This window comes from Gilliamella sp. ESL0443, assembly GCF_019469165.1.
In the GTDB taxonomy this organism is placed as follows: Bacteria; Pseudomonadota; Gammaproteobacteria; order Enterobacterales; family Orbaceae; genus Gilliamella; species Gilliamella apicola_E.
This window is the reverse complement of the sequence record NZ_CP048263.1, coordinates 1,018,651-1,045,252: the sequence shown is the minus strand read 5'-3', so window position 1 is coordinate 1,045,252 and position 26,602 is coordinate 1,018,651. Positions and strand designations below refer to the sequence as shown.

Below are 26,602 nucleotides of genomic sequence, written 5' to 3'. Positions count from 1 at the left end.
ATGTTAAAACAAAATATTAAAAACTATTTAGATGAAGAATATGGTACTGTTCTTCCAGAGTTCCAAGAAAAATATAAAAATACTTTATCAAAATACCACATTAATCCCAATAGTGCATTTTTTGAATTTGTATCGAAATATAGTGATGAATATTATGGTAAATATGGTTTATTATATGATATAGCAGCAGATTTAAGTACAGATGATAATGTCACACAGATATTGCATGAGAAAGAACAAGTCCCTTTAAAGTATATTTCATTATTTAACTTAGAGACAGAAGATTATTTGTTATATAATAAAGAAAATGAGCATGTTGTACTCATAGAGGGTGGAAATATTGATAAACTAAAAAATAATAATTTTGATAAAGAATGGAATAGTTTTAATGAATTTTTAGAAGATTTCTTTGAATTAAATTGATAATAACAAGCCAACCTTTTAGGTTGGTTTGTTATTTCTAATCTATTTAAAGCGTTAGATAAATTATCTTTAAGTCTTTTTAGTTTTAAAATTCTGAATTACATTATCTACTTCTTTTTCATAATCGTTTCCGTTACTATAATCCTCAAACAGGCGCATACATCAGCAAAGACCCTATCGGACTGGCAGGAAATAACCCGAATTTATATGCGTATGCGCATGATTCTAATGCATTTTTTGATCCTTTTGGACTAGATATTATAACTGTTTACAGATTTGATGAGAGATCTCCAGATGTAATAAAAAAAGGAGGTGGATTTGGCGCATATAAGCCAGATGCTAATGTAGACCTGTTAGATTATGCTAAAAATAATACAAAATCCCAATATATTTCTACTTCATATAATTTAGAAAGTACAATCGAATTTGGTAAAGAATATTATGATACTGGTTATATTTATAAAATAGAAATTGATGATAGCAAAGGAATTAATGTAAATGAACGATTAAAACAAAATAGTCCTTTCCCCAATGAAAATGAATTTGCAGTAATAAAAAAAATACCTAATGAAAATATAAAAGGATATGCTAATATTGAGGATATTGATAATGTTAATGATATTAAATGGACAAAATGTAAATAATAATATGGAGAATCAATTTTTTCAGATAGAATGTTTAAATTCAAATGGATTAAAAATTAAAGCAACAATAAATTTAGATATAAAACAGGAAAAAAACCCTACAATTATAGATCTAAAGACAAGGGAGCCTTATACTTTTCAAGGAGATTATAAAGTTTATTATTTCATTTATAATGATGAAGAAGGAAGGACTTTTAAAGAAAAGGATATAAGAACTAGTGATGCTTTTTATAAACTTTATAAAGATACTGATAGTTATAACATAAAAATGCTTATAAAAGGTTGTAGTATAGATTATTATATGGTTAAATTTCTTAAGAATACTCTGTATGCTATGAAATTATCCCTAGGGGAAAGAGTTGATTATAAAACAACTAAAGTTAGTATTTTTTCTTCTGAAGAAGATATTGAAAAAGTAGTTACACTTGAAGAACAGAATGCTTATTATAATCAATGGTTAAAAAGTATAGAAGGCTTACCATATTAAAATGACAAAAAAAGAATTACTAAAAAATATCCTTTATGGCGTTTTAATAGGCGATGCATTAGGAGTTCCCTATGAATTTAGAACCAGAGAGATTATGAAAAAATACCCTGCAAAAGATATGTTTGGTTATGGAACTCATAATCAACCGTCAGGGACTTTTTCAGATGATGGCTCTCTAACCTTATGTTTAGCCGAATCTATTATAATGAATGGTTATAACATTAAAGATGTTGCAAATAAATTTATTGAGTGGAATGATGAAGGATATTGGGGAGCACATAATCAAGTTTTTGATATAGGTATAGCCACCCAAGAAGCCATATACAATCTGAAACAAAGAATAAATCCCATTTTAGCAGGAGGGAATGACGAATATTCGAATGGAAATGTATCTTTAATGCGAATATTGCCTTTATTAATAATACTTAAAGATGTTTCTTCTCCAAAAGAAAGATTTAAAATAGTTAAGGAAGTTTCTTCCATAACCCACGCACATATTCGCTCAATTATAGCTTGTTTCTATTATCTGGAATTTGCATTGCTTTTATTACATGAAAAAGATTTAGAAAAAATATATTTAAAAACACAAGAACACATTTCTTCTTTTTTACTAGAACAAAATATTCAACCAAACGAAATTAAAAAATTTGATCGCCTTTTAAAAAATAAAATATATAAATTAGAAGAAAAAGACATACAAAGTAGTGGCTATGTTATAGATACATTAGAGGCTAGCATTTGGTGTTTATTCCAAACACAAAATTATAGTGAAGCAATCTTAAAAGCAGTTAATTTAGGAGAAGATACAGATACAACAGGAGCAGTAACTGGAGGATTAGCAGGGTTATTATATAGTTATAAGAATATTCCTCAAGAATGGCTATCTAAATTAGCTAAAAAAAAAGAAATAGATAATATGATTAATAAAGTAAACTAAATTAACAAGCCAACCTAAAAGGTTGGCTTTTTGATTTTAAGAATTCTTCAATTGATCTAACAATTCCCATTCACTGGTAGGGAGCAGGTTTTTAATAAGCAAAAAAAGGTTATAAAAATCTAACGGGCTATGGCAGAGCGTAAGCTCTTGCATTCCGTTTCCACTAAAAGAGCCTTTACCCAATAATACATAAAGATTTAAGGGTAAAGCCTGAATTCTTATTTACAGGAATATATTTAAGTTATGGTAAAGTAGTAAGAATTCTTAAGAATTAAGGATTCTTTTCCATTTTTATTCTGAACTCAAACAACACGATAAAATACGAAAAAAAAGAACTCTTGAAAATTCTGCCCCTCCACAATGGAAGCAAGGTGACTGGGAATACCAATGGCAGGGCAACGGAATGTTAAAAGCGGTACGCAATCCTCAGGGGAAATGGATCCGTTTTGAATACGACGCGTTAGGTAGAAGAACAGCAAAAATTGTAAATACAAAGATTTATCGTTATCTTTGGGATGGTAATGCAATATTGCATGAGTGGTTTTATGAGTGTGAACGGCGTCCAAAGGTTGTTTCTGATGAGCTGGGAATGCTTATGTTGGAACAACCCGAACCGATCGAAAACCTGACCACTTGGGTTTATGAGGAAGGAAGTTTAGTACCCACTGCTAAGTTTTGCGAGGGTAAGGCCTACTCGATTGTTTCGGATTATTTGGGCAGACCCGCTCAGGCCTATGATGACAAAGGTGAATTGGTTTGGCAGGTAGAATTTGACATCTATGGCAGAATACGGGAAGATATCTTTAACAATAAGTTATTTATTCCGTTCAGGCAACTGGGGCAGTATGAGGATGTTGAAACGGGGCTTTATTACAATCGGTTCCGATATTATAATTCTGAAACAGGGCAATACATCAGCAAAGACCCCATCGGTCTGCAAGGAAATAACCCGAATTTGTATGCTTATGTGCATGATAGTAATGCTTGGGTGGATCCGTTTGGGTTGTCCCCCATATTTGTAAATCCCAATGATATTAACTTTTCACAAAGGACTGTGTCTGAAGTAAGAGTATTTGATGCGTCTAAATATACGCCGATAAATGTTATTGAAGTTGATGGACAATTGGTATCTTACGATAATAGAAGGTTGCTTTCCGCCCAAAATGCATGTATAGATAAACTTGAAGTTAATGTTGTAAAAGCAGATGATGTTTTTCCCGATTCTACAACAGGAAAAACTTGGGGGCAAAAAATCAAAGAACGATTTAACGATATAAGAAATAAAAAAGCAGGTGGAGTTGTTCCCGACAAAGGACTAAAAGAAAAACCTCGAATTTCTTGTGGATAAAAGATATTTTTATGAATATAAATGATTTAATTGATAATTTTGAGTGTCCATTAATTAATGCTTTATTTTTTCCAAATGGAGAAATGTTAGTTTTAAAAAATAATAATGAATATATAAGAGTATTATGTAAATCAACGATTGAAAGTTTTTTTAAATACAATAATGAAGACTGGGTTTCCTGTTTTGATATACTTAAAAAATTTGAAACAGATAACTTTATTATAAATGTTGGTGAAGGAAGTTTTGGTAATGACGGTTTTGTTCAACTTAATGACAAAACAGGAAAATTACTTTGGTTCTTATTTTTAGATAATAGCAATCCTTTTATAGAAGTGAAATTAGAAAATGATTTCATCGAAGTAAGAAGCACAAAAGGTATTACGATAAAAATTCCAATATATAACCCTGAAAAAATTTACATTGTAAAATAAATTGGCTACCAAAAAACCGCTTCAAAGCGGAATAAAGAAAGGGGGCAAAAATTGAATGTAGGTAAATTTTTATTATGATAATAGATGAATTTTACAATTGGTTTTTAACTTTAATACCTCCTAATAATTGTGAATTAGAAATACAAAAAATAAATTTTGGTGAAAATATATTAGATAGTACTCTAAAAAGAACTATAGTTATAGATATTACAAATGACAATTACATCGGAAAATTTGTTGTTTGGGATGATAATAGTTGTTTTTTTGAATTAATTGAAATTTTATCTGAAAAAAATGTTCTTCATCAACGAAAAGATTTTAATAATTTAGAAGAATTAAAAACTTTATATAAAAATATTGAGAAATATTTTTAATTATGAAAAATACGGCCATAAAAATTTGCTTTAAAATCATGATAAATTTAACAACAGGTGATTTATACTCTTCATACATCTAGGACAATATAAGACGAAGAACTAGATGGGCTTTATTACAATCGGTTTAGGTATTACGACAGTAATACAGGAACTTATATAAGCCAAGACCCTATAAAACTTGAAGGAAACAACCCGAATTTTTATGCGTATGTGCATGATAGTAATGCTTGGGTTGATCCGTTTGGATTGGATTTAAAACCTGAAAATGGATATACTAGAGGGAAACGTCATGGTACAAAGTTATCTAATAAAGATGCTCAAATTTTAGCTAATACAGAGAATTTACCACACGGAAAATGGGGAAATAAAGTTGATTTAAATTATGCGGGAAAATTAGCAGATACATTAGAACCTGGTGGATTTAAGGATTTTCCTGTAAATGCTGATAGTAAGAGTGTGGTATTTCATCCAGGAATAGCTCCTGATGTAGCAACTCCTCATCCGGCGACACATTATAGAGTTAGAAATAATGGAGATGGTACATTTCATGGTTTTCCAATAGATTGCACAGCTGAACCTATAGCCCAAGGGAAAGAAGCTAAATTAAAATCAACCTGTCATTAAAATGATATTATAATGAATTTTAAATTATTAATAAGCCACCCTAATAATCTTTTACCTAGAGATAAAGAAGATATTACTATAAATGAAGCTTTACAAACAATTTATCCATACACAAGAGAATCATCAATTTATATGTATTGGAATGGTTATATTTTAGAACTGTGGTTATGTGCAGAAATTTCAGATATTTTCAAAGATATTTTATTATTAATTAATTCTTTAAAAAATGAGAAACAATTCACAATTAATTGGGGAAGTAATATTTTCTTTGGAACATGGGAGTGTTTGCAATATAAAAACACTATTAAGATAAAATCTGATTGGACTGCATTAAGAGGGGGGAATGAAATACTTAATGAGATAAAGAAAGTTTCAAATGAACTAATTATAGATATAGATGCATTTATCAAAGAATGGTTAAAGTTATTAAATCAGATAAAAGAAGATTTAAAAAAAACGGGTTACAATAAAGAAAATCTAGAAGATTTTTATTTATTAGAAAATTTAGATAGATATTTAAAATAATCTTAAAATCCAACTTATAGAATTGGTTTTTTTCTAAGCATTTAGCTTATCTACTAGTTCGACTTCATACTTAGGGATAAGGATTTTAATAAGGTTTGAAATTTCAAATAGTTCAAGCGAGTAGTGCTAAAGAAGCTTTTACTAAAGCTACTCGATTACATGATATTATTAATGCTGGAAATATTGCAGAAATAGATGCAAAAAGTATAAGAGAAGCAGGTTTTGATGTAATTCATAATCCTACAAAAGGTATAGGTGATGCGCATGCTAGATTAATCCATCCGGATGGAGCCGATGGATTTAGTAATAGTAATTTGAAAAAATTATCAGATAACTTTAAATGTCCTTAACGAAATGAAGAAAATAATAGATAATATCATATTGATAGTAGGTTCTAATAAATTGAACATAGGAAGTATCAATGTTAGCCTACATAGAGAAATTAGTTTTAATAATATTAATAAATTGCATTATAGTGGAAATATAAGTAAAGGAAAAGATATAATACCAGAGTCTTTACAAAATCTTTTAAAAGAAAAAGAAGAATCTATTAATACGGGTTTATTTTCTATTTTAGATGAGCTTGATGAACAAATCAATAGTTTTGATTTATTCCTTGAAAGGAATAATATACGCATTTATGATTTGTATATTGAAAATGACGGTGTAGAATTTACTATACTAAATAAAAACTAAAAGGGAAAAACCAATGTAAAATTTGGTTTTTTGGTTTAACAATCAATTTAGTTTCTCTAACAATTCCGATTCTGAGTTAGGGTGAAGGATTTTAACGAGCCAGAGCAGGTTATAAAAATCTAGGTGAGAATGGCAGAGCGTAAGCCCTTTGCACTGCGTTTCCGCTAAAAAGGCTGTTTGCCCAATATTACAAATAGAGTTAAGCGAAAAACCTAAATTCTTATCATCAGGACTCAATTTTAGATATAGTAAAATAATTAAAAATTCTTGAGGATTTATATTTCTTTATATTTGAATGATGATTTTTTCTATAAAATTTGTATACCAATCTTCAAAAAATCCGATCAAATATATGGTGCATCGGGTAAGATTCTAAAGGATAAAAATTGGAATTATATTTATGATAAACAGGGAAATCTTATTTTAAAAACTCCGATAAATTTTAAAAATTCTGCCAATAATTTACCAAAAAATTCATCTTTCTTAAGTGAAAATACAAATTCTAAGAACAATTTTTGGATTGAAGAAAATGAATTTGACCGTAAGGCCGAAATACGGCGATATTCAAAATCCGAACTTAAACAATACGATAAAATACGAAAAAAAAGAACCCTTGAAAATTCCGCCCCTCCATAATGGCAGCAAGGTGGCTGGGAATACCAATGGCAGGGCAACCTAATATTAAAGCGTCACTCAATTACTCACGATTTATATAATCAAATTTTCTAATTTATTAAAATCTCTTCTAAAATTTTATAGGTTTTCAGTATTAACTTTAATATTTATTGTTTTACTAGCTTAGGTCTTTAACATTTGGAGAGTACTATGCTTAACTATCTGGATTTTATTATTATTGCTTTAAAGTTATTGGTTGTTTTTATATGTATCGTTTTATTCTTAAAAATAACAGGTAAAACATCACTATCACAAATGTCGAGCATTGATTTTATAGGGAATATGATATTAGGTGGGATTGCAGGTGGAATTATCTATAATCCTAAATTGACCATATATGATTTTATTGTTGTCTTATTGATGTGGACAGCAATCATGTATACCTCTAATTATTTAAAAAAACGAAGCCAAAATGCTAAGGCCTTTATTGTTGGTAATCCAATTATATTAATGGATCATGGAAAATTAAAATTGGATGCTTTCACCTCGATTAATTTAGATTTGGCTAGTTTTGCAGTACTACTCAGAATGAAGAATGTTTTCAACATTCATTGTGTTGAAAAAGCTATTTTGGAGCCTAATGGGCAATTATCAATAGTAAAAAAAGGGGATAAGGACATATCCGTCATTGTATTAGAAAACGAACAACCCGTTGATAATGTTTTAGAGCAACTAGGTAAGGATGAAAAATGGTTAAAATCCGCGTTAGCTGATCAAGGTTATAAAAGTTTTGAAGGGCTTTATTGCGTTGAGTATTATGATCATCATCTTTTTGTTATACCAAATGATGCTATACATTAAGGTTGCGACTTTGTCGATTTTAGATGATTAACCATACAAATTAGTTATATGGTTAATCATGTTAAGCAAAATTAATTAATCTGCATACAGTGGTGATAAGTTTAGTGATTTAGTTATAAAGTTTTTCACTGAGAGGGACTTCAGCTCATTTTGTATCGACAATGCTTGTTCTTTAGAATCACAACGAGTGAAAACACATGCTCCTGTCCCAGTTAGCCTTGTTGGAGCAAATTTGGACAAATACGATATAAGCTGATCGACTTGAGGATAACGTTCACGCACAATAGGTTCACAATCGTTAGTAAACTTATCAAAAGGAATTGACATTAATTGTTCAATAGTTCGTTTAGGTGTGTCACGCTGTAATTTAGGATCCTTAAATACTTTAACTGTTGAAATTTCAATATTAGGACAACTAACTAAATACCAATATTGAGGGATATCAACTTGTTGAAACTGATCGCCGATACCTTCAGCAAATGCTGAGTGACCATAAATGAAAATAGGCACATCCGCTCCAATTGAACGGCCTATTGTTATTAAAGTTTGTTGCTCAATATTTAAATTCCATAATTGGTTTAAAGCAACAAGAACTGTTGCAGCATTGGAAGACGCACCGCCAAGTCCTCCGCCCATAGGGATCATTTTCTCTATAGCAATATCCACACCAAGTTCACTATTATTTGCATAGGATTTTAACCGCTGAGCTGCAATAGTGATTAGATTTTTATCTTCAGGGACTTGTTCAAATTGAGTTAATAATCTTATTTTACCATCATTGCGAACATTAAAAGTCAGTTTGTCGCAAACATCAATAAACTGGAATAATGTCTGTAAATTGTGATAATTGTCTGGACGACGTCCAGTAATGTATAAAAATAAATTTAATTTAGCTGGCGATAACCAATGTTTCATATTCTGTTCCGTTAGTTTAACGTCCAGTTGCTAATTTTTAAGCGAATAAGTTCATCATCATGTGAAAGTTCAATGATGGCGGGTAAATCAACTTTTTTATTTTTGAAAGTATAAGTTGCATATCTCAAAATCTTTAATGTCCATTTATTGTTATTTTGCATAAAAGATGTTGATGCAAGCCTACCTGAGTTATCTAATTTATCGGTTTGGTTATCATCAGAAAAGCCTTTTAACCAATTATGTAAAGAGTTAAGAGGAATGTTGATGTTAGAAACTTTTTTCATTAATCTTTCAATATTAACATCATTATAATGTCCACCATTTTTATCCACTAATTCGGCATAGTTTGGTTCAGACTTTAGTGTTAAAATATTGGTTCCTACAGGTGTCGTTAATTTAACCTCATAATGATCTTGTGATTGTTGAATAATGAGGAAACGACCATAGTTTTTCGTTTTTGTTCCAGTATGAGCAATACTACCATTAACCTTAAAAGAATTAATTTGTTCAAGTATCTGTTTATGGCTTTGCCATTGTTGCTCGATTGATGCGTTAGATTGGTATTTTGTTGTTTGACATGCAGTAATCATTAATGGCAATATAAAAAGTAACGCAAATTTGATTTTTTTCATAAAATAACTCTTAAGTAGTTATGGTCAAAAGTAGGGCATATTATAGCTGATAATTTTGCGAATAAGAAAAAGTAACTGTAATTAACCTTTATTATTTTTTTAGCTATAATATTTAAATTTAGACGCTTTATAAACTATTATAAAAGAATCAATGCAATGTCTATTACAGTATTGGGTGTAAACCATAAAAGTGCGTCAGTCGCTTTAAGAGAAAAAATTGCTTTTTCTAATGAGATTATTGATAAGGCATTATATAGTCTATATCAGCATCCTTTAATTACTGGGTGCGTCATTTTGTCAACTTGTAATCGCACAGAAATTTACCTAAGTTATGAGGATGAGACAGATTTTTTTCGAGTAAAGCAATCTGTTGAAAATTGGTTAGGACAATTTCATCAAGTTGATTTGGATGTTTTTAATAATTCACTATATTGCTATGAAGGCCAGAAAGCTGTCGAACATCTTATGTCTGTTGCTTGTGGTATTGATTCGTTAATTATTGGTGAGCCTCAAATTCTTGGTCAAGTAAAACAAGCTTATAATTTTGCTCAACAAAATAATTGTTTGTCAGTTCAGCTTGAAAAACTCTTTCAATCTATTTTTCATGTAGCCAAAATTGTTCGAACAGAAACTAATATTGGAGCAAATACCGCTTCGGTAGCTTACGCGGCGTGCTTAGTTGCGCGTGATCTTTTCTCTGATGTGTCTGAGTTAAGTGTAATGCTAGTGGGAGCAGGTGAGACCATTGAGCTTATTTCTCGCTACTTAAAGCCTCATGGATTCAAACATGTTATTGTTGCTAATCGAACAAGAGATAAAGCGCTAAAATTAGCATCTATTATTGATGCTGAGATCATCTCTTTACCCGATATTGCTAATCGACTCAAAGAGGTTGATATTGTCATTAGTTCAACTGCTAGTCCTTTACCTATTATTGGCAAAGGGATGGTTGAACGGACACTACATGAACGAAATAATAATCCAATGTTATTTATCGATTTAGCCGTTCCTCGTGATGTTGAGTCAGAAATTAGTCAACTCGAAAATGTTTATCTTTATACTGTTGATGATCTGCAACAAACCGTTCAGAACAATCTAGAACAACGGATTATTGCTGCCAATGAAGCTGAATATATTATTCATGAGCAAGCTGAGTTGTATATCGATTGGCTAAAAACCAGACATGCTGTTGAATATGTAAAGCAATATCGCCAGAATGCACAAGTTATTAAGCGTGAATTAGAATTAAAAGCGTTAAAAGCAATTAAACAAGGTGCCAATATTGATGATGTATTTTTTGAGTTTTCACATAAATTGACTAATAAATTGATTCATGCACCAACACAAACTTTGCTTGAAGCGGCAACACATGATTGTGATGATTGTTTTAAAATATTAAGTAAAGGATTAGGCTTAAAAGAGCTTTAATAGTTGTTGATCTTCATAGGAAGAGATAGATTGGATCAAATTGAATTTTTTGACATACAAAGCCCATGTAGACGAGTATGTGAGACAGATAAGCAAGGTTATTGCATCAAATGCTTTCGTTCCAGGGAGGAAAGATTCAATTGGTTAAAATTTTCAGATGTTCAAAAACAAGAAATTTTGCGATTATGTAAGCAAAGGGCATTAAGACGCCGCTATCAATTATTACAACAACAAAATAATAATCAAATAAATACTGCACAAATTGATTTCACTTTTTAATAAAAAATAGCCATTCTTATATATCTTGTATTCAATCTAAACTCGGAGTAGCATTTTTATTCAGGTTAAGTCGATTTATTTTAATTACCTGCAAATTAATTGGAATTTAAAATATGAAAATGTGTATTGCTTGTGGTATGCCAATGACAGCTATTGCTGATTATCCTTTACATGATTTGTCGAAAAACTACTGTAAACATTGCGCTCATTCAGATGGTTCAATGAAAACCTTTGATGAAAAATGGCAAGAAGTTACTCTTAAATATTCAAATAACCATAATGTTGATTATTTAGTGGCAAAAGAGACCGCTTATACTATTTTAAAAAAATTACCTGCTTGGAAACGTAAATGGTAGTAGAAATTTTAGGCAACTAACTGCGTTTATAATAATATCTGTTGCAGATATCACAAAGCTTAGTATAATTGCCAACGTTTACTTATTTACACTTCAGATGCCAGTGTGGCGAAATTGGTAGACGCAGCGGATTCAAAATCCGCCGCCCTTAAAAGCGTGTCGGTTCGAGTCCGACCACTGGCACCAATAATAGATCATATTTCAACTGCTCACCCAAATCCTAAAAAATTAATACTAAATAAAGTTATTATTATCATCAAATTTTTCCAAGTTCTCCGAAGTAAGCCTGTTTAATCATTAATCTGGTAATAGGAGTAAAATATGGCAGAAAAAATAAATGTTAGAAAATTGACAATTTTCATTTCAACACTCTACTGTTCTTTAATATTTTCTTCATCATTATTTGCTTTTCAAAAAGGATCAACAGAAGACTTTCTTGGTCATGAAGTTGGGGTTACATATCATACTGCCGATCAAGCCGTTAGTAGTAAAGAATACTTGCCTATTTATCCTCAAGAAGGTACGCCTGAATTTGAAGCAGATAAGATTGCCTATTTACATGGTTATAATCTCAAAGATACTGATCGTTGGAAACAAGCAACAAAGGATGCTGATTTGCATACGGCAAATGTAGCTGAAATTTTTTCTGAACCTTTAGGTATTACAATATCACCCGAAACAACACCCACTTTATATAAAATGTTTGGCGATTTATTGGTTGATTCTGCTGATAATGCCACTAAAACGGCTAAAGAGTTTTATATGCGAAAACGTCCTTTTGTCTATTTTGGTAATCACTCTTGCCAGCCTGTTGATGAAGAAGAACGATTACGTCAAAATGGTTCATTTCCATCAGGTCATACCGCTTATGGTTGGACATTAGCTTTAGTTCTAGCTCAAATTTCACCTTCACATGCTGAAGCGTTAATCAAACGAGGCTATGAATTTGGTCAAAGCAGAATGATTTGTGGGGCCCATTGGCAGACCGACGTAAATGCCGGTAGAATGGTTGGGGCAGTGGAATACTCAAAATTACAAACTATCCCACAGTTTCAAGAAGATCTTCGCAAAGCAATTGACGAAGTTAATCATCAATATAGTTTATTAAAAAATTGATAGGCCATTTTGGAAAATTAAAAAGGCAGTATTACTGCCTTTTTAAAATATAAAGATTAATCTAATTAAGATTTCAATGCATCTAAAACAAGTTTAAAAACATTTGAGTGGCCTTTACGGCTTGGATAATAGATATAAAATGGCTCATAGGTAATTGAATAGTCGCTTAATAATTCTATAAGTCTTCCAGTTGCTAATTCATTTTTTACATCAGGATAACCAATCCAACAAATACCTAAGCCATCAAGTATCGCTTGTTTTCTTAAATGATTATTGATGGAGAAGTGAGTAGAGGGGTGATATTGAATAATATTACCACTATTAGTAAATTCCCAAATTGTTTCCATTCCATGTTGGCTTGAAACTTTTTTACCAATTAAAAGATGTTGATCTAAATCACTTATCTGTTTAGGCTCTTTTCTGTGCTTTAGATAATCAGGACTAGCAACTAGGACCATTCGCAAAGGATCTGATATTTTTACAGCAACCATTTCTTTAGCAAGGTCATTCCCAATTCTACAACCCATATCAAAACCATCTTTAACGATATCGACTAGATTATTGTCACATTCAATTTCAATCTTAATTTGTGGATAGCGTAAGGAAAATTGACTTAATTTAGGATATATAAAGTTTTCAATCGCAATATTTGATGCGTTGATCCTAATTGTACCTGATGGCGTATCTAAATAATCCCCAAGTGCGTTAACTTCTTCATTTATCTGTTTAAATAGAGGCGCTAGTTGTTTATAAAGTTGTTCACCAGCTTCAGTTAGTGAAAGACTTCGAGTTGTACGATTAAATAGCCTGAGATTTAATCGAGTTTCTAAATTCCTCATACTATGGCTTAATGCGGAAGAGGAAACTCCCAAAGATTTAGCTGCTCCAATAAAGCTTTTTGCTTCAGCGATAGTAATAAAGTAATTGAGTTCATTATAGTTATGCATAATATATAAAATTAATGAATTTAATTCATGATACTATAAATGAATACCCTGTTTATCTCAATAAAAGTTATCTCTAAAATAATATTATCAAAATTGACTTTTTATCAATTTATTAAATTATTTAAACGATTCTGACATACTGAGGAGTTATTGTATGGATTATATAAAATTAGGTACTTCTGATATTGAGGTCTCCAGGTTTTGCTTAGGATGTATGAGTTTTGGTGATCCTGCCAGTAAAATGCATGACTGGACACTTAATCCCGACCAAAGTGAAGCCATCATTAAACATGCTTTAGATCTAGGTATTAATTTTATTGATACAGCTAATACTTATTCAAGTGGAACTAGCGAGGAATATGTTGGAAGAGCATTGAAACGAAATATCGCTAGAGATAAAGTCGTTTTGGCCACTAAAGTCTATTTTAACGAAGGACACCTCTCTAAAACAGCTATTGAAAGAGAAATTGATGGATCCCTTAAACGATTGGGTACCGATTACGTCGATTTATACATAATTCATCGTTTTGATTACAGTACACCGATTGAAGAAACCATGGCGGCATTACATCATTTGGTCGAGATGGGTAAGGTACGAGCCCTAGGTGCTTCGGCAATGTATGGTTATCAATTTTATAATATGCAGCTGGCAGCTAAGCAAAATGGTTGGACTCAATTTGTTTCAATGCAAAATCACTATAATTTATTGTATCGCGAAGATGAAAGAGAGTTAATTCCGATCTGTAAGCAATTCCATGTTTCATTAACTCCTTATAGCCCATTAGCGGCTGGTAGACTTTCCCGATTAGAATGGAAAACCGATACGTTGCGAAGTAAAACTGATAAAGTCGCTATTGCCAAATATGATAGTACGCAACAAATAGATAGAGAAATTGTTGTAAGAGTAAATGATATCGCACAAAAATATGGTGTAACCATGACGCAAGTTGCGCTAGCATGGCAATTTGCTAAAGGCGTTGCATCACCTATCATTGGTGCAACCAAAACGCAATATTTGGATGATGCAGTCGGCGCGTTAAAAGTTTCATTAACTAAAGATGATATTGCTTATCTTGAGGAACTTTATATCCCCCATGTTATTATGGGAGCAATCTAAAAATATTATTTTTTAACTGTTTTTTACAGCTCGCTAATCCTCGATATTATATTTGAAATATCGAGGGTTAAATAATAAATTGATTTTAAATAATATTTAAATGACTTTTTTATCAATTTAATCAAAAGTATTCCAAAGTTCGTAAATAAAAATGCGTCGTCACTTTATTTGGACCTAAACAATATTCTTTAGTCCAATCTCCGTGTTGATTATAATCACCATAAGAACACTCTTCCTTCATCTCAGCTATTCTTTGATTGTTTTCATCGAGTACAATTTTGCCTAATTCAATTTTGTAGTCGTATTGAATTCTTTTACTCAATTGTTTTTTATCATTATAAAAATATTTATATTCTCTTAAAACAACGATGAAACTGTCAGTTTCATCGTATTTTTGAAAAATTTCTACAACCCTTTTAGAGACTAAATCGTTTTCATAATCAACTTGACTAATGAAATCAAAGTCATCGATTGAATCTTCAATTTTTATTACTCGCCCATTAGAATCATAACCTACCAATAATTTATTATTTTTTTTAGCATCCTGATAAGAAAGAATATTTTTTTCTTGATCAAACTTGATATCAAGATTCAGGTTCTTATTTTCAGATTCATAAGTATATTTCCCATTTTTATAATCAATAATAAATTTATAAAAATCTAAAGTCATTGATTCAATAAGTCCATCGGTATTTGCAGTTAAAGTTACAGGATTACCCCCTTTTAATGACTGTTCTTTAATTGGAATGGAATGGGGAGCTAAATCTATACCGGCATGGATTAAATAGCTATTTTCAACGGCTATATTGGGAGTATGATTATCTTTACATCCCAATAGCACTAAACTGATAAGCAGAATTATTTTGATTTTCATTATTATACTCCTGTTTATTTACTTAAAGGTTAATATTCAATTTCACGTAAAACAAAGAAACTGAAATTTTCATTAGGCTTTAAGCAATAATATTTCGTCCAATCACCAAATTGATTAAAATCATAAAACTGGCATTCTAATTTTTGGTTATTTTTTGTTATATAATCATCTAAATAAATTATTTTTTTATCAATTTGATGATGATTATTATAAAAATATTCAACTTCATTTTTTGACATTAGTTTTGTTTCATCATTTTCTTTAAGTGTGGTTTCTTCAATGATTTTTTTCAAATTATTTTGGTCATAAAGAAATGTTGATACGAAGGTAATAAGATTAGGATCAGTTTTTTTTGTAAGCTTAATCAATCTTTTTTGCTCATCATAATTAGCATACCAAGCAATAGGTAGCTTTGCTTCATGAATTTCGGTCATGTTCTTGTCATTATCGAATTTTATATAAAATTCTAAAAGAAATTGATCTTGTTGCGAGAAAATCATTAAGGATTTTTGGTAATCAATATCTATTTTGACTGGAAATGCTTTATCTGATGATTGATTAAAAGTAGGTTGAATTTCGGGTGAAACAACAGAGGTAATAAAACCTTGCTGATTTATAGTAAACTCTTGGTTTATGCTACCAGATAATATTTGTTTTTTTATTGGTTTGGAAAATGGTTTAAGTTCAGGAGCTTGAAAAAATAAGTAATTATTATTAATAGCTTGCTCATTATCACTCTTTGGGTTACAGCCAATTATCAAAAATGATAAAAAGCAAATGATAGTTTTTTTCATTATGATCCTTATGTTTAAAATCTGGTCCTAATCCTAAGGATACCATTATTTTTTTAATATAATAAGGACATTGAACTCAAAAGCTTAATAATATTAAGGATACTAGTTTAACTAATTTATTGATATCCTATTTTCTTAGCAATATTTTAATCTTATTTCACATATTTCCAATTTGAATATAGATATAATTTTTTCGTATTATCCCAATAGTTATTCACCGACTATAATGACTCAATAGTCGTATCAGAATATGTTCGACTAATTTATCTTAATAGGGAGTGATAATGAAAAAATATATTTACCTGTTTATATTATTAGGATTTACATTAATTGGGTGTGACAACAAGTCTGATTCAGCTAAAAACAACCAACAAGAGAAGAAAGAAATCGTAGTTGGTTTGCCACCAAGTATGCATAATATAATGATGGAAAAAGTCGTAAAACCTGCTTTAGAACAAGAAGGTTATAAAGTTAAGATGGTAAATTTCAGTTCATTAAGGGATTCAAATACCGCTTTAGTTGAAGGAAGTATCGATCTCAATGCCGCTCAACATCAATCTTATTTAGATGTATATAATAAAGAAACTAAGAGTGATCTTGTTTCTTTAGTTCATATTCCTTCAATATCCGCGGCGCTTTTTTCACAAAAACATCATTCAATAAATGAAATTGCTGATGGACAGACAATTCTTATTCCAAATGACCCATCAAATAAAGCTCGTTCATTACAATTATTACAAAGTTTGAATTGGATCACCTTAAAACCTGAAAGTGAAGCAGGAACGTTAGATTTAAATGATATTGCAGAAAATAAGTATAATTTAAAATTTAAAGCAATATTATCTGAAATTATTCCTAGAACGCTTAATGAAGTTGATTATGCCATAATGCCTGGGGGAATAGCATGGTTAAGTCATATTCCTGCAGATAATGTTTTAGTTCAAGAAAAGTTAACTCCGAATCTTGAATTAATGGTCGTAGTTAAGAAAGAAAACTTAAATACCAAGTGGGCGCAAGATGTAAAAAAACTTTATCAATCAGATCAGCTTAGAAAATTTATTAATGAAGATCCTGACGCTAAAGGTCGCTTTATTTGGCCACAGCAGTAAATCTTTCCAAGATATCCTAATTACTATTAGGATATTTTTCATATTTTATATAACTGCTTTCAAACTTTGATTAGATCAAAAACTATTTTGTAAAGCAATTTAAAGATAAATAATTCATTTATTTTGATTTTTCACCATGATAAAATTGTTATCTCCCCAATTATGAATATAAATGAATGTGATGAAAAAAATTCAATTACCCATTTTAATTGTCTGTGGCGTTATGCTTTGTAGCTGTTCCGATGAACCTAAGTCAGTTGTTCGTATGATTGATAATCCCACTGATAATGAAATTGTAGTAGCCATTGATGGTAAAGAACTCGCTATTCCGGCTAACTCTAACACTACCTATACTTTTGAATATGGTAAGCATAATTTAGCTTATAACAATGAGTCGCTCGATTTTATCGTTAAACCAGCTAGGTTTCCTAATGATGGTTTTATTAATCCTACACAAAGCAACTATATGTTTCATACCTATATCTACGCTACTGAAAATACCAGTGCCGAAGATTATGATAAGTTATATGAAAAATCTTTACGAAAAGTCTCCATTATTATAAATGGTGTAGAAGAAGAAGTTGAACTACCTGTTAAAGTGATAAATGATGTTTTTATCGAAAGGGAAGATAATACTTGGGACTATTCAATCAACCAGGAAGCCCCTAATGAACTTCCTAAAAAATTTAAAACCAAAAAAGATATCCAACTTCCTAGAATTAAAGTCTATCGTGAAAAAGATTATATCACCTTATTAAAAAATGAATTTTTTGAATCCAATGAAGATCCAGAGACAGGATTTGAAGTAAGTTTTCCTAATAAACCAGTAAAATTTGCTGAGATTGAGCAATACGTATTCCCTAAAATTAATTTGGGTGGAATTGAATGTGATGCTGGTAAAAAATATTTAGCAGACACATTAGATAATTGGAAACAACTTTTCACTTTAAATGGTGATGACTTTGCTAGTAAGTATAAAAAATTAGGTGGAGAGGAAGGCATAAATTCTTTAAGAAAATCTGATGAACTTTGTCCTAAAGAAATAGATCCAAATATGACTTATTACCAAGCATATGGCCCATTTGAAAAATTTTTAAATTTTACCCAAGATACTAATATCTATATTATCAAATAAATTTTAGTCATTGTGTAATTTATCACTACAATAATTATAAAAGGTATAATATTTTTATTATGCCTTTTATTTTATCAATAACCGTTATTCTGAATTTATTGAATTGTATTTATATTATAAAAAAAGTTGAGGAGCGGGGTTTTTGAAGTTTCAAAATCGCAATTATCCAATCTTTATATTCACAGATCATGCTCCTTCCTTGAATAAAATTCGAATCGCACGAATTGTAGATAATAATATTGACCTAAATCACATAAATCATAAAAAGAATTTTGATTAAAATCGAATCAATATAATATTTATAGTGAGTTAATAAAATAAAGGAATATCTTATGAGTAAAACTAGATTGAAAATTGCAGCATTAATTGGTGGTATTATTTTTAGTGCTTCAAGTGCTTACGCATCAATTGATGATGTTAAGCAACTTAAAATCATCAGTTATAATGTTTATAACGGGATGAAGTTAGATGAGAGCGAAGGCAAGCAGAAATATATTGATTGGGCAAAAGCTCAAGATGCCGATATCATTGCCTGGCAAGAGATGAATTTCTTTACTCGAGAAAAACTTGAAAAATTTGCAGCCAGTTATGGTCACAAATACGCTGTTCTGTTAAAAGAGTCACCAGATGATCCTGCTTTTTTCCCAGTTGCCATTACCTCAAAATATCCTATCGTAAATGTGAATAAAGTGGTTGATAATCTATGGCATGGAGCACTGTTTGCAGATGTTGGTAATTATCATTTTGTGATAACCCATATGAACCCGTTTTGGACGGCTAAGCGTATCGATGAAATTAATTTGATTATAGATTCAATTAAATACAGTCGTGATCCTAATGGTAAATGGATAATCGCGGGGGATTTGAATTCATTCTCTCCAGCAGATAAACCTGATTATGATAAAAGCACGCTTTTAGAAGATATAAAAGAAAAACAGAAGAAAAGACCAATTCTTGATAATCTGGTAAATGGCCAATTAAGCTATACCGTTCAACAAAATCTACTTGATGCGGGTTATATTGATGCATTAAAGATAAAACACAAAGAATTTATCTCAACCGCACCAACTAAAGTCTTTTATGATCAAGCATCAGTACCATTACGTTATGATTATATCTATGTCTCACCACCACTTAAAGATAACGTGATTGATGTTAAGGTACTCAAAGATGATTTTACTGATAAGTATTCAGATCACTACCCAGTTCAAATGATTATAAAGAATAATTAATATCATCTATAGAATTAAGAACAAAACGGGCATAAGCCCGTTTTTTATGTTAATTGATTCGATAAGATCAATACACTATTTTCGGGCAACAAATACCGCTCGTATTGGAGCAGGGTAACCTTCAATCGTTTTGCTCAAATCGTTCGGATCAAGAAACTCAGCTAATGAGTCAGATTCCATCCAGTCTGTTTTGCGCTGTTCATCTAAACTGGTTTTCGATATATCAACCATTTTTATCTCTTTAAAACCACATTTATGTAGCCAATTTATCATGGTGGGTACAGATGGGATGAAATAGACATTTCGCATTTGAGCATAACGTTCACCTGGCATTAATGCTTGGTGTTCGACTCCCTCAATAACCAGGGTTTCAAGCACTAATTGCCCACCATCAACTAATTGATCTTTCAATTGGTAAAGATGATCAAGTGGCGAACGGCGATGATATAATACGCCCATTGAAAAAACCGTATCAAATGCATTTAATTTTGGCAGTTCCTCAATTCCTAAGGGTAGTAAGTGAGCTCGTTGATCATTACCTAATAGTTTTCTTACTGCTTCAAATTGGCATAAATAAAGCGCCATTGGATCAATACCAACGGCAAGTTTAGCTCCTGCGCCAACCATTCGCCATAAGTGATAACCACTATTACAACCAACATCGAGAACTGTTTTGCCCTCTAAATTTTCAATGTGATTAATTAGTCGCTCCCATTTCCAATCAGAACGCCATTCTGTATCAATATCCACACCATAAAGATGAAAAGGGCCTTTACGCCACGGCATCATAGTTTTCAATAATTGGGTGATTCTTTGCTGTTCCCCTGAAGATAACGGTTGCTCAGTTTTAGCCGTTACGCTGTGTAAGAAGTCGATTTGAAAAGGGGTAATGGCTGGCAAGTGTTTAATGCTATTTAACCATTGGCTAAAACGGTTATCTAAATTTTGCTTTTGCCAATTAGCTAGTTGTGCTGGTAATACTTCAAGCCAATTTTTAAGCTTATTTTTTGCGATAATTTGGTAAAAATCACCAAAATCAATCATTCGTTATTCCTTTGTAATTGGGTTAAATCTGATGTTATTTTATAGCAATGATGGAACCGAAATTAAAACATTGAAACCAGGTATCGACATGTTTAAATCCTGCTTTAGCAAGACGCTGTTTATGGGTTTCAATAGTATCGGTAAGCATAACGTTTTCAAGCATATTCCGTTTTTGGCTAATCTCTAGTTCACTGTAACCATTCGCTCGTTTGAAGTCATGGTGCATGTTAAATAATAAATCATCAACACTCTTATCATTAAAATTAAATTTTTCAGATAGCACTAATATGCCATTAGGGATTAATGCTTGGTAGATATTATTTAAAACACGTTGACGATTGTCTGGCGTTAGAAATTGCAAGGTAAAATTTAGGACAACCATTGAAGCATTTTGCATATTAATATTGCAGATATCTTCACATATAACATCAACAGGTGTAGTTGATTTATAGGCATCAAGGTGTTTTTTACATCGTTCTACCATTGGTAATGAATTATCAACGGCAATGATATGGCAATTTTCTTGTTTGATATTCCGACGAATTGCAAGTGATGCAGCGCCTAGCGAGCATCCCAAATCATATATCATTGAATTGGGTTGAACAAATCTTTCAGCCAACATGCCTATCATTGAGATTATATTCGAATAACCGGGAACAGAGCGTTGCACCATATCGGGAAAGACTTCGGCAACTTTTTCATCAAAAGTCCAATCGCCTAATTTATCAATTGGTGTTGAAAATAACTGATCTTTTTTGCTATTCATAAAAGTTATTGGTGCTATAGGATCTAATTCTGTTATCATACCATTTTTTGCTTTCGATTGTTCGGATAATTATGACATTTGTTGATTTTATAGCCATTTTTGCAACGATTGTTATTAGCGTGTTTGTTACATTCTATTTTGGTAAACGTTGGCAGTTTTGGCTTAATTTGAATTTAACAGGTTACTTTCGAATTATTTATTGGGTCACTGTCTGTTTTGCCGGATTATCATTAATTTTTGCCAGATTATTAGATGGTTTTATACCTTCATGTATACATTTTTCTTTAATCACCATTTCTGCATTGATGATTTGTAGTGTTTTTATAGTGACTATTTTTGATATCACCTATTGGTTTAGTAAAAAAAGATTAAAACCCAATCTATGGCTTAAGGTTAGCTTTATTATTGCTGTTGTAGCGCTGTTTTGTTTTGGGCATGAAATGGCGATAAATCCTCAAATTGTCCATTATAAAGTTGAAATTAATAAACCTGCTCATGTTGAGCATTTAAGAATTGTTCAACTTTCAGATATTCATATCAATGAACATACGTCTACCAAAATGATTCAAGAAATGGTTGAAAAGGTAAACGCTTTGGAACCTGATTTTATTGTGATAACGGGGGATACACTGGATAAGAGTTTAAAGCCTTTTTTAGAATATGGCTTTGATAAGCAGTTTCAACAATTAAAACCAAAATATGGTAGCTATATTATTTTTGGTAATCATGAATATTTAGGAATTAATGACGCTAATAATCGTGAAAATGATATTATTAATGCCTTCAAACAAGCAAATTTGAAAGTCTTAAAAGATGATATAGTCTATCTTGATGAAGTTGGTATAACATTGATAGGGCGGGATGATTTTTCTTCATCTCGGTATGATATTAAGCGTGCTTCATTATCCAATTTAATCCTGTTCACTGATACCGAGAAACCTATAATCTTGTTAGATCATCAACCAAGAAATCTTGATGAAGCCGCTGAACAAAATGTAGATTTGATGCTATCTGGACATACACATGGTGGGCAAATTTTCCCGGTTAATATTTTAGTCGCCATGATGTATAAAAATGCTAAGGGAATTTATGAAGATACTAATTATCATTTTACCAGTATCGTGAGTAGTGGTTATGGGTTTGGCGGGCCGCCAATACGATTAATGACCCGTTCTGAAATTGTTGTAATAGATGTATCATTTGCAAAAAAATCGACCTCTTAAACAGGATTCATATTTTGATTTATCAATATATTACTACGGATGAAGAATTATCTAGTTATTGTTTAAAAATTGCGAACAGCAATGCAATCGCATTAGATACGGAATTTGTTCGCACGCGAACATTTTATCCTCAATTAGGACTTATTCAGGTTTTTGATGGTAAACATGCAGCATTAATTGATCCAGTTAATATCAACAATTGGCAGGATTTTTTAGCTATTTTAGCCAATCCCACAATTGAAAAATATTTTCACTCTTGTAGTGAGGATATTGATGTGTTTCTTTCTACATTTAACTGTGTACCCACTCCAATTATAGATAGCCAAATTTTGGCATCATTCCTAGATAATCCTGTTAGCAGTGGCTATGCTAGTTTAGTTAATAAATACCTAGGCATTGAATTAGATAAAAGCGAAACTCGAACAGATTGGTTAAAACGTCCTTTGACTGAAAAACAATGTGAATATGCGATTAATGATGTGTTATATCTCTTCCAATTAATGGAAATTCTAAAAGTTAAGCTCACAACTAATCATTATTTAGATGCAGCTTATCAAGAATGTCAAAGTGCGATTGCCCGTAAATGCAAGCCGTTTGATCCTAAAGATGCTTACCTAAATATCGGAAATAGCTGGCAATTAAAAGGTGACAGCTTAGGACAATTGGCTAAGTTAGCATTATGGCGATACCAATTAGCCAAATCTGAAAATATTGCATTAAATTTTGTTATACATGAAGCTGTTTTATTTAAGATTGCCCGTTTCCAACCTTCGTCGTTAGCTGAACTTGATAAATTAGGAATGAAAGGGAAAGAAGTTCGGCTATATGGTCCAACCATTTTGGAAATATTGCAGGAACCTATACCGAATATTCCACCAATTAAACGAATGAATAGTTATCCAAATTACAAAGAAACTTCTGATTTATTAAAGCAAATCACTGAAAATATTTCATCACAGACTGGACTTAGCCGTGAATTAATTATATCAAAACGGTTAATCAATCAATATATAAAATGGAAAATAGATAAAAACGAAAGTATGCCTGAAATATTATCTGGGTGGAGAAAACCACTATTTGAACAATATGGCTTATTAAATTGATCAATATCTAGGGTGTCAAATGAAATTGACACCACGTTATTTAAGCAAGTTCACTTAGCATCGATTCAACAATTTTAGATGATTGAGCTGCGGCTAACTTTAAAAAGGATTGAAAATCAATTGCTGATTCATTATCCCCATTGTCTGAAATCGCTCTAACCACTACAAAAGGAACTTTAAATAACCAACAAACATGGCCGATCGCAGCAGCTTCCATTTCAACGGCAATTGCGTCAGGATAAGTTTGCTTAATTCGTTCTAGATTACTTTTTCCATTAATAAAAGCGTCTCCACTACCGATTGAACCAGCCACGGCATTGACACCCTGTTTTTTGATACAAGCTTCGGCTAATGATCGATAGTTTTCATCAGCAGGAAACGAAACAGGGCAACCAGACATTTGGCCCGGCTTATATCCAAAAGCAGTTAGATCCACATCATGATAAAAAACATCTTTTGATACAATAATATCACCGATACTGAGCTTAGTTGAAAGCCCACCAGCTGAGCCAGTGTTAATTACCGCATCAACTTGGTAATTATTTAAAAGCAGGGTAGTTCCGGATGCCGCAGCTACTTTACCGATACCTGATTGTAATAATACGATGTCGCAATTAGCAATTTTGCCAATGTGAAAATCACATCCTAAATGATGTTCTAATTGATAATCAGTAATTTGACTTTTTAGTATTGCAACTTCTTCTTCCATTGCTGCGATAATAGCAATTTTCATAAGGACCTCTAGGTGTTTATTAGCCGTATATTTGTTTTAAATGTGCTATCATAATTGCCATAAGTGAACTTGACAATAAATGAATCATAACGGAGATAAAATTTGCGTACAATTTTTATAACAGGTTGCTCAAGCGGTATTGGCTTGATTTCAGCAATAGCATTAAAAAAGCGAGGTTATCGTGTTATTGCTTCTTGCCGTAAAGTTGAAGACCAAAAAAAATTAGTTGAGCAAGGTTTTGAAACCGTTCTTTTAGATTTGGATGATCCAGACTCTGTTACTCAAGCTGCACAGGAAGTTTTAACTTTAAGTGAAGGTAAATTATATGCTTTATTTAATAATGCCGGATTTGGGGTATATGGTCGATTAAACACCATCAGTCGAGCGCAGTTAGAGTCACAGTTTTCAACAAATTTTTTTGGTGTACATCAATTAACTCAATTATTGTTACCGGCAATGCTAGAGCAAAATGAAGGAAGAATTATTCAAACAAGCTCTATTGTTGGAATTGTTGCAACCCCAGGGAGAGGAGCTTATTCAGCCAGTAAATACGCCTTAGAAGCATGGTCTGATGTATTAAGGTTAGAATTAGCTAAAACGAATATAAAGGTTTGTTTAATCGAACCTGGTCCATTAAAAACCTATTTTTCAAATAATGTGAATCAAACCGAAAAAGAGAATATTGTAAAAAATCCACCAATTGCTAGACGTTTTACCTTAGCTCCCGAAGCTGTTTTACCCTATCTTTATCATGCATTGGAGCACGATAAGCCAAAAATACGTTACAGGGTAACTAAAGTAACGAAGTTAGCAGCGATAGCTAAACGTTTGCTTCCCGACAGATTAATGGATAAAATTTTAGAAAATAAGTAATAAATTAAATTATTCATAGGATAAATTATGTCAAATCAATTTATTTTTGATGTTAACGAACAGAATATTCAAGAAATTGTCGAAAAATCGACAAATACTCCCGTGTTATTCTACTTTTGGTCACCAAGAAGTCCAAATCATCAAGAGATGACAAACACGCTAACAAAATTAGCGACAGAGCATCAAGGACAATTTATTTTAGCCAGCGTAAATTGTGATGAGCAACAAATGCTTGCAGCACAATTTGGTTTAAGAGCGATTCCAACAGTTTATATGTTCCAAAATGGGCAGCCAGTTGATGGTTTTCAAGGTCCACAAAGTGAAGATCAAATTAAAGCATTTTTAGCCAAAATCTTACCTAATGAAGATGAATTAAAACTTGTTGAAGCTCAAAAATTATTTAATGAAGGGTTATATGACCAAGCTTTACCTTTATTAAAACAAGCATGGACGACGCTAACCGATCACTTAGGCAAACCAAGATCAGATATCGCATTAATGTTAGCTAAAGCGCAAATTGAACAAAAGCAACTTAACGATGCTAAAGAAGTTTTAGCAACAATTCCGCTACAAGACCAAGATTCGGCTTTTCATGGATTACAAGCTGAGATTGAGTTACTTGAACAAGCGGCAAATTCACCAGAATTACAGCAGTTGCAAGCTGAATTGGCCAAACAACCTGACAATATTGAATTAATGATCCAACTTTCATCACAATTGATGCAAGTTGGGCGACACGAAGAGGCTTTAGAGCTACTATTCAAACCGTTAACAAAAGATCTAAATGCGGGAGATGGTCAAGTTAAGAAAACATTACTTGATCTGTTAGCTGCATTGGGTACTAATAACGCTTTAGCTAGTAGTTATCGTCGTAAGCTTTATACGCTATTATATTAAGAAATATTTAATTGATTTCTGGCGATGGTAATAGCTTGGCATTAATTCATAAAAAATTTTA

General features: G+C 31.6%; 32 protein-coding genes, 1 tRNA gene and 1 pseudogene. 26 read left to right on the top strand and 8 right to left on the bottom strand.

Features of this window, described 5'->3' with window-relative positions:
- The 13 genes and pseudogenes from GYM76_RS04785 to GYM76_RS04730 all read left to right on the top strand — a co-directional run bounded on the left by GYM76_RS04785 (window position 1) and on the right by GYM76_RS04730 (window position 7,968).
- Entirely contained in the window at window positions 1-423 is a 423-nt protein-coding gene (locus tag GYM76_RS04785; RefSeq protein WP_220226074.1) for a hypothetical protein, read from the top strand.
- 125 nt (window positions 424-548) lie between these two features.
- Window positions 549-665, top strand: a pseudogene (locus GYM76_RS11100) (RHS repeat-associated core domain-containing protein); the annotation flags it as partial.
- A gap of 15 nt (window positions 666-680) precedes the next feature.
- Window positions 681-1,067 (top strand): enterotoxin A family protein, encoded by a 387-nt coding sequence (locus GYM76_RS11040; RefSeq protein WP_370632614.1) that lies wholly within the window; start codon window positions 681-683, stop codon window positions 1,065-1,067.
- The gene (locus tag GYM76_RS04775) at window positions 1,033-1,554 is read left to right on the top strand and encodes a hypothetical protein (protein ID WP_220226073.1); all 522 of its coding nucleotides are present in this window, start codon (window positions 1,033-1,035) and stop codon (window positions 1,552-1,554) included. Before GYM76_RS11040 ends, GYM76_RS04775 begins: the two co-directional genes overlap by 35 nt.
- Before the next feature lies 1 nt (window position 1,555).
- Window positions 1,556-2,491, top strand: a complete 936-nt coding sequence (locus GYM76_RS04770) for an ADP-ribosylglycohydrolase family protein (protein ID WP_220226072.1) — start codon at window positions 1,556-1,558, stop codon at window positions 2,489-2,491.
- 403 nt (window positions 2,492-2,894) lie between these two features.
- Window positions 2,895-3,839 (top strand): RHS repeat domain-containing protein, encoded by a 945-nt coding sequence (locus GYM76_RS04765; protein WP_220226071.1) that lies wholly within the window; start codon window positions 2,895-2,897, stop codon window positions 3,837-3,839.
- A gap of 11 nt (window positions 3,840-3,850) precedes the next feature.
- A complete protein-coding gene (locus tag GYM76_RS04760; RefSeq protein WP_220226070.1) occupies window positions 3,851-4,270 on the top strand; it encodes a hypothetical protein in 420 nt (139 codons plus the stop codon).
- Window positions 4,271-4,344: 74 nt separating this feature from the next.
- A complete protein-coding gene (locus GYM76_RS04755; protein WP_220226069.1) occupies window positions 4,345-4,644 on the top strand; it encodes a hypothetical protein in 300 nt (99 codons plus the stop codon).
- A gap of 213 nt (window positions 4,645-4,857) precedes the next feature.
- Window positions 4,858-5,271 (top strand): hypothetical protein, encoded by a 414-nt coding sequence (locus GYM76_RS04750; RefSeq protein ID WP_255561391.1) that lies wholly within the window; start codon window positions 4,858-4,860, stop codon window positions 5,269-5,271.
- A 12-nt stretch (window positions 5,272-5,283) separates the two neighbouring features.
- Complete coding sequence (locus tag GYM76_RS04745; RefSeq protein WP_220226068.1) at window positions 5,284-5,796, top strand: hypothetical protein; 513 nt, start codon at window positions 5,284-5,286, stop codon at window positions 5,794-5,796.
- A gap of 95 nt (window positions 5,797-5,891) precedes the next feature.
- On the top strand, window positions 5,892-6,146 hold the full coding sequence (locus GYM76_RS04740) for a hypothetical protein (protein ID WP_220226067.1): 255 nt from the start codon (window positions 5,892-5,894) through the stop codon (window positions 6,144-6,146).
- 4 nt (window positions 6,147-6,150) lie between these two features.
- Window positions 6,151-6,492, top strand: a complete 342-nt coding sequence (locus GYM76_RS04735) for a hypothetical protein (RefSeq protein ID WP_187755189.1) — start codon at window positions 6,151-6,153, stop codon at window positions 6,490-6,492.
- 825 nt (window positions 6,493-7,317) lie between these two features.
- On the top strand, window positions 7,318-7,968 hold the full coding sequence (locus tag GYM76_RS04730; RefSeq protein ID WP_081299555.1) for a DUF421 domain-containing protein: 651 nt from the start codon (window positions 7,318-7,320) through the stop codon (window positions 7,966-7,968).
- Between the two features lie 75 nt (window positions 7,969-8,043).
- Here the strand turns inward: GYM76_RS04730 and ispE are convergent, their stop codons facing one another.
- Complete coding sequence (ispE, locus tag GYM76_RS04725; RefSeq protein ID WP_220226066.1) at window positions 8,044-8,883, bottom strand: 4-(cytidine 5'-diphospho)-2-C-methyl-D-erythritol kinase; 840 nt, start codon at window positions 8,881-8,883, stop codon at window positions 8,044-8,046.
- Window positions 8,884-8,894: 11 nt separating this feature from the next.
- A complete protein-coding gene (gene lolB, locus GYM76_RS04720) occupies window positions 8,895-9,515 on the bottom strand; it encodes a lipoprotein insertase outer membrane protein LolB (protein ID WP_220226065.1) in 621 nt (206 codons plus the stop codon).
- Between the two features lie 156 nt (window positions 9,516-9,671).
- On the opposite strand from lolB, the gene hemA reads away from it, so the two are divergent.
- From hemA to GYM76_RS04695, 5 genes are all read left to right on the top strand, one after another.
- Complete coding sequence (gene hemA / locus GYM76_RS04715) at window positions 9,672-10,943, top strand: glutamyl-tRNA reductase (protein ID WP_220226064.1); 1,272 nt, start codon at window positions 9,672-9,674, stop codon at window positions 10,941-10,943.
- A 30-nt stretch (window positions 10,944-10,973) separates the two neighbouring features.
- A complete protein-coding gene (locus tag GYM76_RS11095) occupies window positions 10,974-11,222 on the top strand; it encodes a DUF1289 domain-containing protein (RefSeq protein ID WP_065563430.1) in 249 nt (82 codons plus the stop codon).
- Between the two features lie 113 nt (window positions 11,223-11,335).
- Complete coding sequence (locus tag GYM76_RS04705; RefSeq protein WP_065563429.1) at window positions 11,336-11,578, top strand: zinc ribbon domain-containing protein; 243 nt, start codon at window positions 11,336-11,338, stop codon at window positions 11,576-11,578.
- 99 nt (window positions 11,579-11,677) lie between these two features.
- Window positions 11,678-11,764: transfer RNA gene (locus tag GYM76_RS04700), tRNA-Leu, on the top strand.
- Between the two features lie 135 nt (window positions 11,765-11,899).
- Window positions 11,900-12,694 carry a phosphatase PAP2 family protein gene (locus GYM76_RS04695; RefSeq protein WP_081299554.1) on the top strand — a complete coding sequence of 265 codons (795 nt, stop codon included), beginning with the start codon at window positions 11,900-11,902 and terminating at the stop codon, window positions 12,692-12,694.
- A gap of 65 nt (window positions 12,695-12,759) precedes the next feature.
- Here GYM76_RS04695 and GYM76_RS04690 read toward each other — a convergent pair whose 3' ends face one another.
- On the bottom strand, window positions 12,760-13,641 hold the full coding sequence (locus GYM76_RS04690; protein ID WP_220226063.1) for a LysR family transcriptional regulator: 882 nt from the start codon (window positions 13,639-13,641) through the stop codon (window positions 12,760-12,762).
- A 154-nt stretch (window positions 13,642-13,795) separates the two neighbouring features.
- Here GYM76_RS04690 and GYM76_RS04685 point away from each other — a divergent pair, with 154 nt between their 5' ends.
- The gene (locus GYM76_RS04685) at window positions 13,796-14,758 is read left to right on the top strand and encodes an aldo/keto reductase (RefSeq protein WP_220226062.1); all 963 of its coding nucleotides are present in this window, start codon (window positions 13,796-13,798) and stop codon (window positions 14,756-14,758) included.
- 121 nt (window positions 14,759-14,879) lie between these two features.
- On the opposite strand, the gene GYM76_RS04680 is transcribed toward GYM76_RS04685, so the two are convergent.
- Both GYM76_RS04680 and GYM76_RS04675 read right to left on the bottom strand, forming a co-directional pair.
- A complete protein-coding gene (locus GYM76_RS04680) occupies window positions 14,880-15,632 on the bottom strand; it encodes a hypothetical protein (protein WP_220226061.1) in 753 nt (250 codons plus the stop codon).
- Window positions 15,633-15,661: 29 nt separating this feature from the next.
- Complete coding sequence (locus tag GYM76_RS04675; protein ID WP_220226060.1) at window positions 15,662-16,426, bottom strand: hypothetical protein; 765 nt, start codon at window positions 16,424-16,426, stop codon at window positions 15,662-15,664.
- 284 nt (window positions 16,427-16,710) lie between these two features.
- Between GYM76_RS04675 and GYM76_RS04670 the strand changes: the two genes are divergently transcribed.
- From GYM76_RS04670 to GYM76_RS04660, 3 genes are all read left to right on the top strand, one after another.
- Window positions 16,711-17,535, top strand: coding sequence for a MetQ/NlpA family ABC transporter substrate-binding protein (locus tag GYM76_RS04670; RefSeq protein WP_220226059.1), 825 nt, complete (start codon window positions 16,711-16,713; stop codon window positions 17,533-17,535).
- A 172-nt stretch (window positions 17,536-17,707) separates the two neighbouring features.
- Window positions 17,708-18,670, top strand: coding sequence for a hypothetical protein (locus GYM76_RS04665; RefSeq protein ID WP_220226058.1), 963 nt, complete (start codon window positions 17,708-17,710; stop codon window positions 18,668-18,670).
- A gap of 332 nt (window positions 18,671-19,002) precedes the next feature.
- Window positions 19,003-19,902, top strand: a complete 900-nt coding sequence (locus tag GYM76_RS04660) for an endonuclease/exonuclease/phosphatase family protein (protein ID WP_220226057.1) — start codon at window positions 19,003-19,005, stop codon at window positions 19,900-19,902.
- 75 nt (window positions 19,903-19,977) lie between these two features.
- Here GYM76_RS04660 and cmoB read toward each other — a convergent pair whose 3' ends face one another.
- Window positions 19,978-20,946, bottom strand: a complete 969-nt coding sequence (gene cmoB, locus GYM76_RS04655) for a tRNA 5-methoxyuridine(34)/uridine 5-oxyacetic acid(34) synthase CmoB (protein ID WP_220226056.1) — start codon at window positions 20,944-20,946, stop codon at window positions 19,978-19,980.
- A 34-nt stretch (window positions 20,947-20,980) separates the two neighbouring features.
- The gene (gene cmoA, locus GYM76_RS04650) at window positions 20,981-21,751 is read right to left on the bottom strand and encodes a carboxy-S-adenosyl-L-methionine synthase CmoA (protein ID WP_220226055.1); all 771 of its coding nucleotides are present in this window, start codon (window positions 21,749-21,751) and stop codon (window positions 20,981-20,983) included.
- 32 nt (window positions 21,752-21,783) lie between these two features.
- Here cmoA and GYM76_RS04645 point away from each other — a divergent pair, with 32 nt between their 5' ends.
- Both GYM76_RS04645 and rnd read left to right on the top strand, forming a co-directional pair.
- The gene (locus GYM76_RS04645; protein WP_220226054.1) at window positions 21,784-22,935 is read left to right on the top strand and encodes a metallophosphoesterase; all 1,152 of its coding nucleotides are present in this window, start codon (window positions 21,784-21,786) and stop codon (window positions 22,933-22,935) included.
- Window positions 22,936-22,949: 14 nt separating this feature from the next.
- Window positions 22,950-24,038, top strand: coding sequence for a ribonuclease D (gene rnd, locus GYM76_RS04640; protein WP_065562849.1), 1,089 nt, complete (start codon window positions 22,950-22,952; stop codon window positions 24,036-24,038).
- Between the two features lie 40 nt (window positions 24,039-24,078).
- On the opposite strand, the gene GYM76_RS04635 is transcribed toward rnd, so the two are convergent.
- Window positions 24,079-24,771 (bottom strand): 5'-methylthioadenosine/adenosylhomocysteine nucleosidase, encoded by a 693-nt coding sequence (locus tag GYM76_RS04635; protein WP_220226053.1) that lies wholly within the window; start codon window positions 24,769-24,771, stop codon window positions 24,079-24,081.
- A 102-nt stretch (window positions 24,772-24,873) separates the two neighbouring features.
- On the opposite strand from GYM76_RS04635, the gene GYM76_RS04630 reads away from it, so the two are divergent.
- A complete protein-coding gene (locus GYM76_RS04630) occupies window positions 24,874-25,644 on the top strand; it encodes an SDR family oxidoreductase (RefSeq protein ID WP_065562847.1) in 771 nt (256 codons plus the stop codon).
- Between the two features lie 27 nt (window positions 25,645-25,671).
- A complete protein-coding gene (locus GYM76_RS04625) occupies window positions 25,672-26,541 on the top strand; it encodes a co-chaperone YbbN (protein WP_220226052.1) in 870 nt (289 codons plus the stop codon).
- The last annotated feature ends 61 nt before the right edge of the window (window positions 26,542-26,602 follow it).

Coding starts and splice junctions, on each gene's coding strand:
- GYM76_RS04745 (WP_220226068.1), top strand. CDS start 5,284: ATGAATTTTAAATTATTAATAAGCCACCCTAATAATCTTTTACCTAGA.
- GYM76_RS04635 (WP_220226053.1), bottom strand. CDS start 24,771: ATGAAAATTGCTATTATCGCAGCAATGGAAGAAGAAGTTGCAATACTA.
- cmoB (WP_220226056.1), bottom strand. CDS start 20,946: ATGATTGATTTTGGTGATTTTTACCAAATTATCGCAAAAAATAAGCTT.
- GYM76_RS04695 (WP_081299554.1), top strand. CDS start 11,900: ATGGCAGAAAAAATAAATGTTAGAAAATTGACAATTTTCATTTCAACA.
- GYM76_RS04665 (WP_220226058.1), top strand. CDS start 17,708: ATGAATGTGATGAAAAAAATTCAATTACCCATTTTAATTGTCTGTGGC.
- GYM76_RS04705 (WP_065563429.1), top strand. CDS start 11,336: ATGAAAATGTGTATTGCTTGTGGTATGCCAATGACAGCTATTGCTGAT.
- ispE (WP_220226066.1), bottom strand. CDS start 8,883: ATGAAACATTGGTTATCGCCAGCTAAATTAAATTTATTTTTATACATT.
- GYM76_RS04755 (WP_220226069.1), top strand. CDS start 4,345: ATGATAATAGATGAATTTTACAATTGGTTTTTAACTTTAATACCTCCT.
- GYM76_RS04645 (WP_220226054.1), top strand. CDS start 21,784: ATGACATTTGTTGATTTTATAGCCATTTTTGCAACGATTGTTATTAGC.
- GYM76_RS04680 (WP_220226061.1), bottom strand. CDS start 15,632: ATGAAAATCAAAATAATTCTGCTTATCAGTTTAGTGCTATTGGGATGT.
- GYM76_RS04660 (WP_220226057.1), top strand. CDS start 19,003: ATGAGTAAAACTAGATTGAAAATTGCAGCATTAATTGGTGGTATTATT.
- GYM76_RS04775 (WP_220226073.1), top strand. CDS start 1,033: ATGTTAATGATATTAAATGGACAAAATGTAAATAATAATATGGAGAAT.
- GYM76_RS04685 (WP_220226062.1), top strand. CDS start 13,796: ATGGATTATATAAAATTAGGTACTTCTGATATTGAGGTCTCCAGGTTT.
- GYM76_RS04690 (WP_220226063.1), bottom strand. CDS start 13,641: ATGCATAACTATAATGAACTCAATTACTTTATTACTATCGCTGAAGCA.
- GYM76_RS04760 (WP_220226070.1), top strand. CDS start 3,851: ATGAATATAAATGATTTAATTGATAATTTTGAGTGTCCATTAATTAAT.
- GYM76_RS04735 (WP_187755189.1), top strand. CDS start 6,151: ATGAAGAAAATAATAGATAATATCATATTGATAGTAGGTTCTAATAAA.
- cmoA (WP_220226055.1), bottom strand. CDS start 21,751: ATGATAACAGAATTAGATCCTATAGCACCAATAACTTTTATGAATAGC.
- lolB (WP_220226065.1), bottom strand. CDS start 9,515: ATGAAAAAAATCAAATTTGCGTTACTTTTTATATTGCCATTAATGATT.
- GYM76_RS04675 (WP_220226060.1), bottom strand. CDS start 16,426: ATGAAAAAAACTATCATTTGCTTTTTATCATTTTTGATAATTGGCTGT.
- GYM76_RS04730 (WP_081299555.1), top strand. CDS start 7,318: ATGCTTAACTATCTGGATTTTATTATTATTGCTTTAAAGTTATTGGTT.
- GYM76_RS04765 (WP_220226071.1), top strand. CDS start 2,895: ATGTTAAAAGCGGTACGCAATCCTCAGGGGAAATGGATCCGTTTTGAA.
- GYM76_RS04785 (WP_220226074.1), top strand. CDS start 1: ATGTTAAAACAAAATATTAAAAACTATTTAGATGAAGAATATGGTACT.
- GYM76_RS04625 (WP_220226052.1), top strand. CDS start 25,672: ATGTCAAATCAATTTATTTTTGATGTTAACGAACAGAATATTCAAGAA.
- hemA (WP_220226064.1), top strand. CDS start 9,672: ATGTCTATTACAGTATTGGGTGTAAACCATAAAAGTGCGTCAGTCGCT.
- GYM76_RS04670 (WP_220226059.1), top strand. CDS start 16,711: ATGAAAAAATATATTTACCTGTTTATATTATTAGGATTTACATTAATT.
- GYM76_RS04770 (WP_220226072.1), top strand. CDS start 1,556: ATGACAAAAAAAGAATTACTAAAAAATATCCTTTATGGCGTTTTAATA.